16 protein-coding genes are annotated in these 14,707 nt (G+C 64.9%); 9 read left to right on the top strand and 7 right to left on the bottom strand.

Annotated elements, in window-relative coordinates; all coding sequences use genetic code 11:
* The 7 genes from BRAS3809_RS13970 to BRAS3809_RS13940 form a co-directional block, all read left to right on the top strand.
* The coding region (locus BRAS3809_RS13970; protein ID WP_035656276.1) for an extracellular solute-binding protein at positions 1 to 722 on the top strand (722 nt) is incomplete at its 5' end.
* A 47-nt stretch (positions 723 to 769) separates the two neighbouring features.
* The gene (gene ugpA / locus BRAS3809_RS13965) at positions 770 to 1,651 is read left to right on the top strand and encodes a sn-glycerol-3-phosphate ABC transporter permease UgpA (RefSeq protein ID WP_008962748.1); all 882 of its coding nucleotides are present in this window, start codon (positions 770 to 772) and stop codon (positions 1,649 to 1,651) included.
* Positions 1,651 to 2,499: a sn-glycerol-3-phosphate ABC transporter permease UgpE gene (gene ugpE, locus BRAS3809_RS13960; RefSeq protein WP_008962747.1), complete on the top strand. Its 849-nt coding sequence runs from the start codon at positions 1,651 to 1,653 to the stop codon at positions 2,497 to 2,499. The genes ugpA and ugpE overlap by 1 nt, the downstream gene beginning before the upstream one ends.
* A 110-nt stretch (positions 2,500 to 2,609) precedes the next feature.
* Positions 2,610 to 3,689, top strand: a complete 1,080-nt coding sequence (locus BRAS3809_RS13955; protein WP_008962746.1) for a sn-glycerol-3-phosphate import ATP-binding protein UgpC — start codon at positions 2,610 to 2,612, stop codon at positions 3,687 to 3,689.
* Between the two features lie 133 nt (positions 3,690 to 3,822).
* The gene (locus tag BRAS3809_RS13950; RefSeq protein WP_006613108.1) at positions 3,823 to 4,248 is read left to right on the top strand and encodes an Hsp20 family protein; all 426 of its coding nucleotides are present in this window, start codon (positions 3,823 to 3,825) and stop codon (positions 4,246 to 4,248) included.
* Positions 4,249 to 4,306: 58 nt separating this feature from the next.
* The gene (locus BRAS3809_RS13945; RefSeq protein WP_008962745.1) at positions 4,307 to 4,570 is read left to right on the top strand and encodes a BQ00720 family protein; all 264 of its coding nucleotides are present in this window, start codon (positions 4,307 to 4,309) and stop codon (positions 4,568 to 4,570) included.
* 141 nt (positions 4,571 to 4,711) lie between these two features.
* Positions 4,712 to 5,218 (top strand): GNAT family N-acetyltransferase, encoded by a 507-nt coding sequence (locus BRAS3809_RS13940; protein ID WP_008962744.1) that lies wholly within the window; start codon positions 4,712 to 4,714, stop codon positions 5,216 to 5,218.
* 449 nt (positions 5,219 to 5,667) lie between these two features.
* Here BRAS3809_RS13940 and ptsN read toward each other — a convergent pair whose 3' ends face one another.
* The 7 genes from ptsN to BRAS3809_RS13905 all read right to left on the bottom strand — a co-directional run bounded on the left by ptsN (position 5,668) and on the right by BRAS3809_RS13905 (position 12,570).
* Positions 5,668 to 6,129 carry a PTS IIA-like nitrogen regulatory protein PtsN gene (gene ptsN, locus BRAS3809_RS13935; RefSeq protein ID WP_008962742.1) on the bottom strand — a complete coding sequence of 154 codons (462 nt, stop codon included), beginning with the start codon at positions 6,127 to 6,129 and terminating at the stop codon, positions 5,668 to 5,670.
* 330 nt (positions 6,130 to 6,459) lie between these two features.
* Positions 6,460 to 7,062 carry a ribosome hibernation-promoting factor, HPF/YfiA family gene (gene hpf / locus BRAS3809_RS13930; protein WP_008962741.1) on the bottom strand — a complete coding sequence of 201 codons (603 nt, stop codon included), beginning with the start codon at positions 7,060 to 7,062 and terminating at the stop codon, positions 6,460 to 6,462.
* 90 nt (positions 7,063 to 7,152) lie between these two features.
* A complete protein-coding gene (gene rpoN / locus BRAS3809_RS13925; RefSeq protein ID WP_035656274.1) occupies positions 7,153 to 8,787 on the bottom strand; it encodes an RNA polymerase factor sigma-54 in 1,635 nt (544 codons plus the stop codon).
* A gap of 213 nt (positions 8,788 to 9,000) precedes the next feature.
* Positions 9,001 to 10,020 (bottom strand): LPS export ABC transporter ATP-binding protein, encoded by a 1,020-nt coding sequence (gene lptB, locus BRAS3809_RS13920; protein ID WP_008962739.1) that lies wholly within the window; start codon positions 10,018 to 10,020, stop codon positions 9,001 to 9,003.
* A 369-nt stretch (positions 10,021 to 10,389) separates the two neighbouring features.
* Positions 10,390 to 11,088 carry an LptA/OstA family protein gene (locus tag BRAS3809_RS13915; RefSeq protein ID WP_008962738.1) on the bottom strand — a complete coding sequence of 233 codons (699 nt, stop codon included), beginning with the start codon at positions 11,086 to 11,088 and terminating at the stop codon, positions 10,390 to 10,392.
* A gap of 4 nt (positions 11,089 to 11,092) precedes the next feature.
* Positions 11,093 to 11,797, bottom strand: coding sequence for an LPS export ABC transporter periplasmic protein LptC (gene lptC, locus BRAS3809_RS13910; protein ID WP_008962737.1), 705 nt, complete (start codon positions 11,795 to 11,797; stop codon positions 11,093 to 11,095).
* 158 nt (positions 11,798 to 11,955) lie between these two features.
* Entirely contained in the window at positions 11,956 to 12,570 is a 615-nt protein-coding gene (locus tag BRAS3809_RS13905; protein WP_008962736.1) for a ribonuclease D, read from the bottom strand.
* A 532-nt stretch (positions 12,571 to 13,102) separates the two neighbouring features.
* Between BRAS3809_RS13905 and BRAS3809_RS13900 the strand changes: the two genes are divergently transcribed.
* Both BRAS3809_RS13900 and BRAS3809_RS13895 read left to right on the top strand, forming a co-directional pair.
* The gene (locus BRAS3809_RS13900; protein ID WP_008962735.1) at positions 13,103 to 14,074 is read left to right on the top strand and encodes a TRAP transporter substrate-binding protein; all 972 of its coding nucleotides are present in this window, start codon (positions 13,103 to 13,105) and stop codon (positions 14,072 to 14,074) included.
* 110 nt (positions 14,075 to 14,184) lie between these two features.
* Positions 14,185 to 14,707 (top strand): TRAP transporter small permease (locus tag BRAS3809_RS13895; protein ID WP_035656272.1); only part of this gene is annotated, 523 nt, incomplete at its 3' end.

Here is a 14,707-nt window from a genome sequence, read left to right as displayed (position 1 = left end):
AGCAGCTCTCGGCCTGGCATAACGTGCCGCTCGCCAGCAAGGCCAACGGCCTCGACGGCTTCGACACCGTGCTCGAGTTCAACGGGCCGCTGCAGGTCAAGCATCTCGAGAACCTGGTCGAGCTGCAGAAGGACAAGACCTACGACTACGCTGGCCGCACCAACACCGGCGAAGGCCGCTTCACCTCGGGCGAATGCCCGATCTACCTGACCTCGTCCGCCTTCTTCGGCAACGTCAAGGCGCAGGCCAAGTTCGCCTTCACCGCCGCGCCGATGCCTTATTACCCCGACGTGAAGGGCGCACCGCAGAACTCGATCATCGGCGGCGCTTCGCTCTGGGTCATGGGCGGCAAGTCGGCCGAGGAGTACAAGGGTGTCGCCAAGTTCCTGACCTTCCTGTCGGACACCGACCGCCAAGTCTACATCCACAAGTCCTCGGGCTATCTGCCGATCACCAAGGCCGCCTATGAAAAGGCCAAGGCGGAGGGTTTCTACAAGGATCAGCCTTATCTGGAGACCCCGCTGCTCGAGCTGACCAACAAGGAGCCGACCGAGAACTCCCGCGGTCTGCGCCTTGGCAACATGGTGCAGCTGCGTGACGTCTGGTCGGAGGAGATCGAGCAGGCGTTGGCCGGAAAGAAGACCGCCAAGCAAGCGCTGGACGCCGCGGTCGAGCGTGGCAACCAGATGCTGCGCCAGTTCGAAAAGACCGCCGTCAAGTGAGGCCGTGAGCCGGCAGGCTTCCCGGCCTGCCGGCTCGCCCACCATCCATGCAAAAGAACGCGATCTTCCAATCCAAGCTGCTGCCGTTCGTGCTGGTCGCCCCCCAGCTCGCGATCGTGCTGATCTTTTTCTATTGGCCCGCCATCCAGGCCGTCATTCAGTCGTTCCTGCTGCAAGACGCATTCGGGCTGTCCACCAGCTTCGTCTGGTTCGACAATTACGCCGATCTGCTCGGCCAGCCGGACTATTTCCAGGCCATCCTGCGCACCTTCGGCTTCTCCTTCGCGATCGCGTTCTCGTCGCTCTCCATTGCCCTTCTGCTCGCCGTCATGGCCGACAAGCCGCTGCGTGGCGTCACCCTGTATCGCACGCTGCTGATCTGGCCCTATGCCGTGGCGCCGCCGGTCGTCGGTGTGCTCTGGATCTTTATGCTGCATCCCTCGCTCGGGGTGATCTCGCGCTATCTGCGCGCCATGGGGATCGACTGGAATCCGCTTCTCGACGGCGACCAGGCCGCGTTGCAGATCATTCTCGCGGCCGCCTGGAAGCAGATCTCCTACAACTTCCTGTTCTTCCTCGCGGGCCTGCAGAGCATTCCCAAGAGTGTGCTCGAAGCCGCCGCGATCGATGGCGCGCGGCCGATGCGGCGGTTCTGGACCGTGACCTTCCCGTTGCTGTCGCCGACCATCTTCTTCCTGCTGGTGATCAACATCGTCTACGCGTTCTTCGAGACGTTCGGCATCATCGACACGATGACCCGCGGCGGTCCCGGCAAGTCGACCGAGACTCTGGTCTACAAGGTCTATACGGATGGCCTGCTCGGCGGCAATCTCGGGTCGTCCGCGGCGCAATCCGTGGTCCTGATGGTCATCGTCATCGTGCTGACCGCGATCCAGTTCCGCTTCGTCGAGCGCAAGGTGACCTACTGATGGTCGAGCAAGAGGGTATCAGGCGCTACGTTGCGCACGCCATCCTGTGGATCGGAATCGCGGTCGTCGCGTTCCCGGTCTACCTCGCCTTCGTCGCCTCCACGCAGGACAACGCGGTCATCGCCAACGGGCAGATGTCGCTGCTGCCGGGCGGACACTTCTTATCGACCTACTACCAGACCATCTTCGTCGGCACGAGCGGCTCGACCCGCGAGCCGGTTGCGACCATGCTGCTGAACTCGCTGATCATGGCGCTCCTGATCGCCGTCGGCAAGATTGCGATCTCGATCATCTCCGCCTATGCGGTCGTCTACTTTCGCTTCCCGTTCCGGATGGCGATCTTCTGGCTGATCTTCATCACCCTGATGCTGCCGGTCGAGGTGCGTATCTATCCAACCTACAAGATCGTGGCCGACCTGCACATGCTCGACAGCTATGCCGGGTTGGCGCTGCCGCTGATCGCATCGGCCACGGCCACCCTGCTGTTCCGCCAGTTCTTCATGACGGTCCCGGACGAGCTGCTCGAAGCCTCGCGCATCGACGGCGCGGGTCCCTTGCGGTTCTTCTGGGATACGCTGCTGCCGCTGTCGCGCACCAACATGGCTGCGCTGTTCGTGATCCTGTTCATTCTCGGCTGGAATCAATATCTGTGGCCGCTGCTCATCACCACGCGCGACGACATGCAGACCATCCAGATCGGCATCCGCAAGATGATCACCACGACCGATGCACTGACGGAGTGGCCGGTCGTGATGGCCACCGCCGTGCTTGCCATGCTGCCGCCGGTCTTCGTCGTCGTCGTCATGCAGCGCCTGTTCGTCAAGGGGCTGGTGGAGACGGAAAAGTGAGGAGGGGGCGAATGGCGAATAGGGAGTGGCCAATAGGGATATCCGCCCCACGATTCGCTTCATCCCTTTCTTAATTCGCACCTCCCTATTCGCCATTCGCTAGGTAACCCATGGCCAACGTCACGCTCCGCAACGTCCGCAAGATCTACCAGGGCGGCTTCGAGGCCATCAAAGGCGTCGACGTCGATGTCGGCGACGGCCAGTTCTGCGTGCTGGTCGGCCCCTCCGGTTGCGGCAAGTCCACCTTGCTGCGGATGGTCGCGGGACTGGAGACGATCACGTCCGGCGAGATCGACATCGGCGGCCGTATCGTCAACACGATCGAGCCGGCCGAGCGCGACATTGCGATGGTGTTCCAAAACTACGCGCTCTATCCGCACATGAGCGTCTACAACAACATGGCCTATGGCCTGCGCAATCGCGGCATGGCGGAGGCGGAAATCAAGACCAGGGTCGAGGACGCCGCTGTTATCCTCGAGCTCGGCACCATGCTGCAGCGGAAGCCGCGGCAGCTCTCCGGCGGCCAGCGCCAGCGCGTGGCGATGGGCCGCGCCATCGTGCGCCAGCCGAAGGTGTTCCTGTTCGACGAGCCGCTGTCCAACCTCGACGCCAAGCTGCGCATCGCGATGCGGGTCGAGATCCGCAAGCTGCAGCGCCGCCTCAACACCACGGCGATCTACGTCACCCATGACCAGCTCGAGGCGATGACGCTCGCGGACATTCTCGTGGTGATGAACGGCGGCAGGGTCGAGCAGATCGGCAATCCGCTCGAGGTCTATCAGAAGCCGGCGACGACCTTCGTCGCCTCCTTCATCGGCGCGCCGCCGATGAACCTGATGCCGGTCGAGGCCGTGCGCGGTCAGCTCCATGGCGCGGACGCGATCCCGGCCGAGGCTGGCCAGCTCGGCATCCGCCCGGAGGATTTCGAGCTCGGCGATACCGTTCCGGCGGGCGGGATCGGACTCGACCTCAAGGTCGACGCGATCGAACATGTCGGCGCCGAGACCTATGTCTACGGCTCCCGCGACGACACCGCCGGTAATGACAGCCTCACGGCCACGGCGAACGACGTCATCGTGCGGCTGCCGGGCGCCTCGGCACCGGGCATCGGAACGCGGATACGCGCCGTGGCGCCGCGTTCCCGGCTGCATTTTTTCTCGGCCGATGGTCGGCAGCGGCTGCCCGCTTAAACCCTTCCACAGACGCCCGTTCTGCCACTTTCTGGGTGCTTGAACGTGCGCCGGTTCGTGCCCATATTGCTGCTCAAGGGGCGCCGTCAGGGCCCTGATACATCAAAGTCGCTTCGAGAGGACTTTGTAAACCATGTCTCGTGTTCCTTCGCTCTCCAGTCCCTTCCTGCTGGGCTTCGACGAGATCGAGCGCGTGCTCGACCGCGTCGTCAAGGGTGCCGACGGTTATCCGCCGTACAATATCGAGCGGTTCGAGCGCACCAATGGCCAGCCCGAGCGTCTTCGGATCACGCTGGCGGTGGCGGGTTTCACCCGTGACCAACTCGATGTCACCATTGAGGAAAACCAGCTCGTCATCCGCGGCCGTCAGCAGGACGACAAGACCCGGCAATACATTCATCGCGGCATCGCCGCGCGCCACTTCCAGCGCACCTTCGTGCTGGCAGAGGGAATGCACGTGCTGGGAGCGGACCTGAAGAACGGGTTGTTGTCGGTCGATCTGGCCAGGCCCGAGCCTGAGCGGATCGTTAAGACAATCGCTATCAATGAACACGAATAATGGTTTGATGGAACAAGTAGCGGACTCGACCGCTTGAGTCTCAGAAGGAGTCGAGACCATGACTGAGGGTAATGTTGCGTCTGAATCCGGCGTCTCCCTGGAGTCGCTGGCCACCTTGGGCGAGGGCCACATCGCCTATGTGAAGCAGATCCGCTCCGAGGACGTGCCGGGCCTGTTTCCGCAAGCACCGCGCATCGCGCCGGGCCTGAAGCTGTTCGCCTTGCATGCCGCCGACGGCACGCCGATCATGCTCACCGACAGCCGCGAAGCTGCGATCGCCAATGCTTGGAGCCACGAGCTTCAGGCGGTCAGCGTGCACTAGGACAATCTGGCAGGGCGCCGACGCAACGGCGGCTTGTGAGACCTGAGCGGTTGATACACTGATTCAAGGGGCGGCCCTCTGCCAGGAGGGCGGCCCTTTTTTCTGTCCGGTGAACGGCTGTCTGCGCAGGATCCTCCGCTGATGCCCGCCATGCTCACGTTACTCAGCGCCGCCGAATTGAGCGCACAGCCGGCGCTCGCGGCTGCCCTGCTCAGCCTCAACAACGCTCACGCTTCCGAGCTGTCGTGGCTGCTGCCCGAGGCCTTCGCGCGATTGATCGATCAGGCATGGCGGGCACAGCGAATCGGAACGGCGGATGCGCTGCTGATCGCGCTGGACGAAACCGCCGACTACGGCAGTCCGAACTATCTCTGGTTCCGCGCCCGCTATGATCGCTTCCTCTATGTCGATCGCATCGTCGTCGCGCCGAGCGCGCGCGGCCGCGGACTCGCGCGCCTGCTCTACGAGAACCTGATCCGCGACGCCCAGGCCGCGGGGCACAAACGCATCGTCTGCGAAGTCAATGTCGACCCGCCGAACCCGCAATCCCTCGCCTTCCACGCCACGCTCGGCTTCGAGCCGCTGGCGACGGAACGCATCCACGGCGGCGCCAAGACCGTGCGCTATCTGGTCAAGCCGCTGGACTAGAGCACGCGGCTTCGCATCATGCTCCGAACTGCGGCAATCGCCGCCCTCACCGTTCCCTCCCCCTTGCGGGGGAGGGTCAGCGAGGGGGGATAGCCGCGGGCGCCGTCGACAAGCGCGTGGCGGAACGCGTCCTGGCCGCCATCCACCGCGAAGACAGAGCTCTCGGATTTGACGCGCGCAGTTGCGCTCGCCTCTCTCCGTCGTCATGGCCGGGCTTGTCCTGGCCAGCCATGTCGTCCGGCATCCTGGGGACGACGTGGATGCCCGGGACAAGCCCGGACATGACAGAGAAACGAATCGACAGGATCGGCCGCCGGTACGGCTGCGCATCTTCAAATGCGATAGCCCCGCCCACGAAAGCGGACGGAGAGCTTCGTGGTGGTCGAAGGCGCGAACATCATGCGAGTTCAGCGAATCGCATCATGCTCCGAGGACAGGAAAAGGCGCCGTCAGGCCGCTGACGCCGGCGGCAGGGCCAGCACCGAATAGATCGCCTGGGCGTCGCGCGAGGCGCGCAGCTTCTTGGCCACGTCCTGGTCGCGCAGCAGGCGGGCGATGCGCGCCAGCGCCTTCAGATGGTCGGCACCAGCCCCTTCGGGGGCGAGCAGCAGGAACACGAGGTCGACGGGCTGGCCGTCCATCGCCTCGAAATCGATCGGCCGTTCCAGCCGGGCGAACAGGCCGAACAGCTTCTCCAGCTTCGGCAGCTTGCCGTGCGGAATCGCCACGCCATACCCGACCGCCGTGGTGCCGAGCTTCTCCCGCTGCAGCAGGACCTCGAACACGTTGCGTTCGTTCTGCCCGGTCAGCGCGGCCGCCCGCGCCGCCAGCTCCTGCAGCGCCTGCTTCTTACTGATGACCTTCAAAGCCGGCAGGATCGCCTCGGGTGCGACCAGATCGGTAATCGGCATAGGGCGTTCCGAGGTGATTGAACCGTCAGGGTGCGAAATAGGTCGGGACAGACCGGCGTCAAGAAGCTGAGGCGGCAGGCGGGCTTACCCCGTGTCCGATGCGAGGGGCTTCTACCCCAACGCAACGTCGGTGCCAACTCCCCGCAAGCGTGTTCCCGCCGGCTATCCTTAAGACCGCCGCAGCATGGCGGCCTGAGGGCGCCAACGCCCGAAAGACGCACATGGCGTCCTCGCCCGGCCGTGGCGCGAGGTCGCAAGCGGCCATCAAACACCTGACGCGGAACCGGTTTCCGCATCCCGTCGGAACTCCGGGCGCCTGCGTCCGTACGACTACGGCTTGACTGCGGGCGGATCCACCCAGCCGATGTTGCCGTCGGCGCGACGGTAGATGATGTTCACCCGGCCGCTGGAGCCATGCTGAAAAACCATGCAGGGTGCACCCGAAAGGTCGAGCTCCAGCACCGCCTCGGAGACCGACAGGCGCTTCAGCGCGGTGGTGTTCTCGGCGATGATGACGGGATTGTAGCCGGTGATCTCCTCGTCGCCCTCGGCCGGCGCCTCGATCACATAGCTCGGCGCATCCAGGACGGCACCGTCGAGGCCGGCAAGCGCGGCATTCGCCGCATGGGATTTGCGCGCCGAACGGTCCTTCAGCCGGCTTTTGTAGCGGCGCAGGCGCTTTTCGATCATCAGCAGCGCCTGGTCGGCACTGGCATAGGCGTCCGGCGCATTCGATTCGGCCTCGAGCGTGATGCCCGAATCAAGGTGCAGCGCGCAATCGGTCTTGAACCCGAAGCCGTCCTTGGAGAGCGTGACATGGCCGGAATAATTGCCGTCGAAATATTTGCGCAGCACCTCGTCGGTGCGCTCGCTGACGCGGCCGCGCAATGCTTCGCTGACGCTGATGCTTTTTCCGGAAATCCGCAGGGTCATGTGTCGCCTCGATTCATGTGAACCGATGATGACACTAAGCCTATTTGGTTAAGGCGCAATCGCGGGGCACGGTCAAACTGACCGTAGCGGTCAAACTGACGCGGTATCCCGGGTGCGGTCGACGCTGACGGATGACGACAAGGCATGCGCCAGCATGCTCTGCTTGTCCCGCCGGCGTTGCACCGACGACGGAATCCGCATCGCCTCCCGGTATTTCGCGACCGTGCGGCGCGCGATATCGATGCCGGCGGCGCGCAGCTTCTCGACGATCGTATCGTCGGAGAGAATTGCGGAGGGATCTTCCGCATCGATCAGCTGCTTGATGTGATGCCGCACCGCTTCCGCCGAATGCGCCTCGCCGCCATCGGCCGACGCGATCGAGGCGGTGAAGAAATATTTCAGCTCGAACGTGCCGCGGTTGGTCGCCATGTATTTGTTGGCGGTGACACGCGAGACCGTCGATTCGTGCATCTGGATCGCATCCGCAACCGCCTTCAGGTTCAGCGGACGCAGATGCGCGACACCATGGGTGAAGAAGCCGTCCTGCTGGCGTACGATCTCGGTGGCCACTTTCAGGATCGTGCGCGCACGCTGGTCGAGCGCGCGCACCAGCCACGTCGCGTTCTGCAGGCAGTCGGTGAAGTAGGATTTGTCGCCGTCCTTGCGGATCGTCTTCGACAGCTCGGAGTAATAGACCTGGTTCACCAGGACGCGCGGCAGCGTGTCGCTGTTGAGCTCGACCAGCCAGCCGCCATCGGGACCCGGACGGACATAGACGTCGGGCACCATGGTCTGCGTGCGCGTCGTGCCGAATTTGAGGCCGGGCTTCGGATCGAGCCGGCGGATCTCGCCGATCATGTCGACGAGGTCCTCGTCGTCGACGCCGCACAATTTGCGAAGCGCGGCGAAGTCGCGCTTGGCCAGGAGATCGAGATGCTCGACCAGCGCCTGCATCGCCGGATCGTAGCGATCGAGCTCGCGCAGCTGAATGGCGAGACATTCGCTCAGATTGCGGGCGCAGATGCCAGGCGGATCGAAGGTCTGCAGCACGCCAAGCACCGCATCGACGTCGGCCTGCTCGGCGCCGAGCCGGTCGGCGGCCTGGCCGAGGTCGGCCGGCAGATAGCCGGCCTCGTCGACGAGATCGATGAGATACTGGCCGATCATGCGATCGGCCGGCGAGACGAAGGCCACCGCGGCCTGCTCGGCGAGATGATCGGACAGCGTCGTCTCGGCGGCGACGAACGCTTCGAGATTGTAGTCCTCGTCGCCGGAGGCACCGCCGCCCCATTCGGTGTAGGTCGTGGGCGCCGCGTCCTGCGCATTGCGCGCGGCAGCTTCCGCCGGCTCCTCGGAGAACACGTTGTCGAGGCCGGTGTCGAGGGTCTGTTCGATCTCCGTACGGGTGCCGAGATCGCGGCTCATCCAGTCCTCGGGCGCGCTCTCGTAGGTCTCACCGGCGCCGCTGCCGCCTTCGAAATCCTCCCCGCCGGCCTCGCCGCCCTCGGAGAACTCGCTGCGCTCGGCCATCTGCTGCTCGCCGGCCACCGGCGCTTCGGGGCCGTCGCTGGCCCGCTCCAGCAGCGGGTTCCGCTCGAGCTCTTCTTCGACGAAGGTGGAGAGGTCGAGATTGGACAATTGCAGCAGCTTGATCGCCTGCATCAGCTGCGGCGTCATCACCAGTGACTGTGACTGGCGGAATTCTAATCTCTGCGTCAACGCCATGGGAGCAAGAACATTCCCTTACTGGTCCAATTCTTGCTTATCCTAATCTGCGCGCGATGTACACGTCTTGACGAATAAGAAAAACGGAGTATGGCGCGCTGCGGAAGACGAGGTTACCGGTCCTCGCAACCCCCTTGGAAACAGCGTTGCTCGCAGTGTTGTCCGTCGCCTGTCGCCGTGTCGACAAAGCCGACAAACGCCGCGTCCGTAATCCTACAGCCGGAATTCCTCGCCGAGATAGAGCCTTCGTACGTCGGGATCGGCGACGATCTCCTCAGGGCTGCCTTCGGTGAGGATCTGTCCGGCATAGACGATGTAGGCGCGGTCGGTGAGGCCCAGCGTCTCGCGCACGTTATGGTCGGTGATCAGGACGCCGATGCCGCGATTGGTGAGATGGCGCACCAGCTGCTGGATGTCGCCGACCGCGATCGGATCGATGCCGGCGAACGGCTCGTCGAGCAGCATGTAGTTCGGGCGCGTCGCCAGCGCGCGCGCGATCTCGACGCGGCGGCGCTCGCCGCCGGACAGCGCGATCGACGGCGACTTGCGCAGCCGGGTGATGGTGAATTCTTCCAACAGCGCGTCGAGCTCGCGCTCGCGCTTCTTGCGCGACGGCTCGACCACCTCGAGCACGGCACGGATGTTCTGCTCGACGGTGAGGCCGCGGAAGATCGAGGCTTCCTGCGGCAGATAGCCGATGCCGAGCCGGGCGCGCTGATACATCGGCAACCGGGTCACGTCGTGGCCATCGAGCTCGATGGCGCCGCGATCAGCCTTGATCAGGCCGGTGATCATGTAGAACACGGTGGTCTTGCCGGCGCCGTTCGGGCCGAGCAGGCCGACGGCCTCGCCGCGGCGGACATAGATCGACACGCCGCGCACGACCTGGCGGCTGCCAAAACTCTTCTCGATCGAATGCACGGCGAGGAAGCCCGGCCGGCGCAGCAGCTGCGGAGCGCCACCCGCGCCATTGTTGCGCGGCTTGGCCGGCGCGGGCTGCGAGGCAGGACGCTTGCGCTGGATCTGCTCGGTGTTCTGCGGCGAGCGCGGATTGATGCGCATCGCCGGCTGCTGCTCGTTGCGGACGGAATCGGCGAGCGCGGCGAGCGGATCCTCGTTCATGGAGCCGGCGAAAGTGTCATCCATGGCCGTGATGTCGTCGCGACGGCGCGCCGAGCCGCGCTGGCTGCGCTTGGCGGGACGCCCACGAAACATGCCGAGTAGATCCACCATCCCCGCTTCGCTTACGCCCTTCGAAGCTGCCCGTCATCGACCGCAGCGCTGGCCGCCCGCTCACCGCGAGCGAACGCATCTCACCTGCCTTGCGGATCATCGGAAACGCAAGCCCGGCCAAAGCGCGGCGGACCGCGCTCCGGAGTTTGTCGTCTGACGGCGAGGTCGCGGTCGCAACCCGGGTCGCAGCCGCAACCGAGGTCACGATCGATCGCAAAATCGCAATCGGCGTTCGTCATCACGCGCCTGCGCCTTCGCCAGACAGCACTGGCGGCGACGGTCCGGCGACGCGAACGGCCCGCTCGCTAGATAGAGGCAGCCGCGGCGCGGTTCAACTGGAGCCGTGAGCGTTTTGCTAAATAATTGAAGTCACTTCGGTTTGTTGGCGCCCAGCGACAGTGGCGCGCCGATGGAGGGTGCCGATGCGGACGCCGGGCCGGCCGACGGCCCGCAGCCGCCCGTTCCCGCCCCCGATCCGGCCTGGGGCAGCAGCACCTGCACACCGCGGCCATTGTCCGATTCGACCCGCGACACGCCGGTGGTCATGTCGACCGTCAAGCGGTCGCCGCGCATCACGTTCTTGCACTGGGTCAGCACCACGCCGCCCTGCATCGTGATCATGTTGGTCTTGGTGTCGTAGACCGCGGTCTCGCCGGTCACGACCTGGTCCTTCTGCGTCACCTTGACGTCGCCGCGCGCCTCGAGCCGGCGGATCGCCGAGCTGCCGTCCGGTCCGGGCGTTGCGGCCGGCGTCGCCTTGCTGGGCTTGCCGCCCGGCTGCGTGCCGCCGTCATAGAACACCACCAGCGACTTCGAGGTCATGGTGGTGTCGCCCTGCACGACCTTCACGTTGCCGGTGAAGGTCGCCTCCTTCTTCTTGTCGCGCATTTCCAGCGACGCCGCCTCGATCTGGATCGGCTGGTCGCGGTTCTGCGAAAAGCCCTGCAGCGCGTTCGGCACGCCGGTGGTCGCGCTCTGCGCCTGCAGCGAATCGCCGAACGCGATCAGCGCCAGCAAGGCGAGACCGGCACCGCGGCCGTGCGCGGAAAGGATACGAAACATCGTCATGAGATCACTTCACGTTGCGGGCCGAACGGCCCGGATCGGCGCTCGCCGTGGTGGCCGGCGGCGGCGGGGTCATGTTCTCGAGATACATCACCACGTTGCCCTCGAACCGCACGACGTCGCCATTCTCGGTGATGCGCAGCCTGTCCGCCGACAGGGTGCCGTTGGTCAGCTTGACGTCGACCCGCTCGTCGGAGCTCACGGTGCCCTTGGCCATGTCGACCGAGGCCCGGCTCAGCCGCGCCTCGTAGCCGGTCGAGGTCGTCAGCAGGATGTCCTTGTTCAATTCGAGCTGCTGCTGCTTGGTGTCGAACAAGCCGGTCTTGGCGCGCAAGGTCACCGTCGACTGATCCTCCATCAGCACCTTGGCGCGGAGGATGTTGAGCTCGACGTGATCGGGATCGGTGAGGTCCTGCACCGCGCTGTGGGCGACGAGGTCGTAGGGCCGCTGGTCCGGCGTGAAGCCGGTCAGATGCGGCGTCTCCATCGTGATCTTGCGGCCGGAGATCACGACGTTTCCGGTCAGGTTGCCGGTATCGACCGCGACCCGGAAATCGTTGAAGAAGGCGACGTAGATGACGATCATCATGGCCACGCCGACGACCGCCGGCACGGCGATGCGCAGCGCGCGCACGAACCGGCTGTGTCGCGCCGCGACCGCGAAGCGCGCCTGCAGGGAAGGATCATAGACCGGGTTGTGGACCGAGTTCACCAGGGCTCCGACGGACACAGGACGCACGCCACGACACTGAGCCTACCACGTCCGTGGCGGCCATTGCAGCCTGGAACTGCCGCGAAATCGCGACGCAGCGGCCGCCGGATTATTACGACGGGTTAATGATCGTGAACGACCGGCCGCCGTCGCGCGCCTCACGAATGCGCAAAAATGTCCTCGGCCTCGAATCCGCCCAGATCCAGGATCGCGCGATGCGGCAGGAACGCGAAGCAGGCCTGCGCCACCGCCAGCCGGCCCTCGCGCGCCAGCATCACGTCGAGCTTCTCGCGCAAGGCATGAAGGTGCAGCACGTCGGAGGCGGCATAGGCGAGCTGCGGCTCGCTCAAGGCATCGGCGCCCCAATCGCTCGACTGCTGCTGCTTGGACAGGTCGATGTTGAGCAGTTCGCGCACCAGATCCTTCAGCCCATGGCGATCGGTATAGGTGCGCGCCAGCCGCGAGGCGATCTTGGTGCAGTACACCGGCTGCGGCATCACGCCGAAGGTATGAAACAGCATCGCGACGTCGAAGCGCGCGAAATGGAAGATCTTGGTGATCGCGGGGTTGCCGAGCAGCGCCTTCAGGTTCGGCGCGTCGGTGTGGCCCTTCGGAATCTGCACCACATCGGCCGAGCCGTCGCCGGGCGACAGCTGCACCACGCACAGCCGGTCGCGGTGCGGGTTGAGCCCCATCGTCTCGGTGTCGATCGCGACCGAGGTGGTGTAGCGGGAGAGATCGGGCAGGTCGCCACGGTGCAGGCGGACGGTCATGGGTATCGAAACCTCGATCGGATCGTGTCGAATGCTGCGGACCGGAGCGGCCGCGCAGAACGCGCTCGAACACCGGGTATAGCCCGGCGCTGGTAACCATCCGGCAAACGCGCCGGACCGGCGTTAAGGATCAGCGCAGGGAATGCCAGCCCCACCGCCCCGGCGCAAGGGCGCATGCCTCCAGCGGATGCAAAATCGAAGCCCCCGCCGCCGCGGTCCTGGCCGGCCTCGTCGATGGGCGGCGCTTGCCGCGCGGTCCACCGCCTGCTCGCCCGAGGCGCGGCCGACGAGGCGAGAACCAGCACGCCATGCAACGATGAGGCGAGCCCGACGGGCTGCTTGCGCCGCAGCGGCGCGCCTCCTCGATCGATCCAACTCTTGCATTGATCGATGCCGCAATTGGCTTGGACAGACAATGCCACTGGCCCTACGCGTCATATTGGCGCTTGACTTGGCTTCTGAAGTGGAGCGACCCAAGGCGGCCTGCAGCATCTGCGCCACAACGACATAATCAATTGAGGAGGAAGCCCGGATGAAGACACTTTCAGCTATCATTGCAGCCGCCGTGCTGGCGATCTCGGCGCCGCTCGCGACCGCGCGCGATTTCCGCTCCGCCGACGTGCACCCCGGCGACTATCCGACCGTCGAAGCCGTCAGGTTCATGGGCAAGCAGCTGGCAGCTGCGAGCGGCGGCAAGCTCGGCGTCAAGGTGTTTCCGAACGGCGCGCTCGGCTCCGAGAAGGACACGATCGAGCAGCTCAAGATCGGCGCGCTCGACATGATGCGGATCAACTCGTCGCCGCTGAACAATTTCGTGCCCGAAACCGTCGCGCTGTGCCTGCCCTTCGTGTTCCGCGACACGCAACACATGCGCAACGTCCTGGACGGTCCGATCGGCGACGAGATCCTCGCCGCCATGGAGCCCGCGGGCCTGATCGGCCTCGCTTATTACGACAGCGGCGCGCGCTCGATCTACACCGTCAAGGCGCCGGTCAAGTCGCTCGCCGACCTCAAGGGCCTGAAGATCCGCGTCCAGCAGTCCGACCTCTGGGTCGGCATGATCCAGAGCCTCGGCGCCAACCCGACGCCGATGCCCTATGGCGAGGTCTACACCGCGCTCAAGACCGGCCTGGTCGACGCCGCCGAGAACAACTGGCCGTCCTACGAATCCTCGCGGCATTTCGAGGCCGCCAAGTTCTACAACATCACCGAGCACTCGCTGGCGCCCGAGGTCCTCGTGATGTCCAAGAAGGTCTGGGACACCTTGAGCAAGGAAGACCAGGCGATGATCCGCAAGGCGGCCAAGGAGTCCGTGCCGGTCATGCGCAAGCTCTGGGATGAGCGCGAGGAAGCTTCCCGCAAGGCCGTCGAGGCCGCCGGCGTCCAGGTCATCACGGTCGCCAACAAGCAGGAATTCGTCGACGCGATGAAGCCGGTCTACCAGAAGTTCGCCGGCGACGAGAAGCTGTCGAGCCTGGTCAAGCGCATCCAGGACACCAAGTAAGCTCCACGAAGTCAGCTCCACGAAGTACAGCACCAACTCAGAACGACGATGGCCGGCTCCGGCGTCGCTCTCGGGCGACGCCGGATGACACGGTGGGGGGAGGGACGGGAATGACAGATCCACATGTCGGAGACCACGAGCAGCAGGAGGGGCGTCCGTCGCGCGGCCCCCTGACACGGATCAACGCCGTCATCGCGCGCCTCGGCATGTATCTGTCCGTCGCCGGCCTGCTCGTCATCGTCACCATCGTGTTCTACCAGGTATTCGGCCGCTACGTGCTCAATTCCAGCCCGACCTGGACCGAGAACCTGGCGCTGGTCCTGATCCTCTACGTCACGCTGATCGGCGGCGCGGTCGGCGTCCGCGACGCCGGACATATCGGCATGGACAGCCTCCTGGTGATGCTGCCGGACCGCACGCGCGAGAAGATCGAGCTCGTGATCCACGTTCTGGTCGCCTTGTTCGGGGTCGCCATGGCCTACAATGGCTGGATTCTCGGTGCCTCCGTCGGCACGGTGAAGATCCCCAATCTCGGCCTGCCCGAGGTCGTCCGCTACGTCCCGCTGATCGCCTCCGGCATCCTGATCGTCTCCTTCTCAATCGAGCACATCATCGCTCTCCTGCGCGGTGAAG

Origin of the sequence: Bradyrhizobium sp. STM 3809, assembly GCF_000239795.1 — a bacterium.
GTDB lineage: Bacteria > Pseudomonadota > Alphaproteobacteria > Rhizobiales > Xanthobacteraceae > Bradyrhizobium.
This window is presented reverse-complemented; position numbering and strand designations above follow the sequence as displayed.

Coding starts and splice junctions, on each gene's coding strand:
- ugpA (WP_008962748.1), top strand. CDS start 770: ATGCAAAAGAACGCGATCTTCCAATCCAAGCTGCTGCCGTTCGTGCTG.
- ugpE (WP_008962747.1), top strand. CDS start 1,651: ATGGTCGAGCAAGAGGGTATCAGGCGCTACGTTGCGCACGCCATCCTG.
- BRAS3809_RS13955 (WP_008962746.1), top strand. CDS start 2,610: ATGGCCAACGTCACGCTCCGCAACGTCCGCAAGATCTACCAGGGCGGC.
- BRAS3809_RS13950 (WP_006613108.1), top strand. CDS start 3,823: ATGTCTCGTGTTCCTTCGCTCTCCAGTCCCTTCCTGCTGGGCTTCGAC.
- BRAS3809_RS13945 (WP_008962745.1), top strand. CDS start 4,307: ATGACTGAGGGTAATGTTGCGTCTGAATCCGGCGTCTCCCTGGAGTCG.
- BRAS3809_RS13940 (WP_008962744.1), top strand. CDS start 4,712: ATGCCCGCCATGCTCACGTTACTCAGCGCCGCCGAATTGAGCGCACAG.
- ptsN (WP_008962742.1), bottom strand. CDS start 6,129: ATGCCGATTACCGATCTGGTCGCACCCGAGGCGATCCTGCCGGCTTTG.
- hpf (WP_008962741.1), bottom strand. CDS start 7,062: ATGACCCTGCGGATTTCCGGAAAAAGCATCAGCGTCAGCGAAGCATTG.
- rpoN (WP_035656274.1), bottom strand. CDS start 8,787: ATGGCGTTGACGCAGAGATTAGAATTCCGCCAGTCACAGTCACTGGTG.
- lptB (WP_008962739.1), bottom strand. CDS start 10,020: ATGGTGGATCTACTCGGCATGTTTCGTGGGCGTCCCGCCAAGCGCAGC.
- BRAS3809_RS13915 (WP_008962738.1), bottom strand. CDS start 11,088: ATGACGATGTTTCGTATCCTTTCCGCGCACGGCCGCGGTGCCGGTCTC.
- BRAS3809_RS13905 (WP_008962736.1), bottom strand. CDS start 12,570: ATGACCGTCCGCCTGCACCGTGGCGACCTGCCCGATCTCTCCCGCTAC.
- BRAS3809_RS13900 (WP_008962735.1), top strand. CDS start 13,103: ATGAAGACACTTTCAGCTATCATTGCAGCCGCCGTGCTGGCGATCTCG.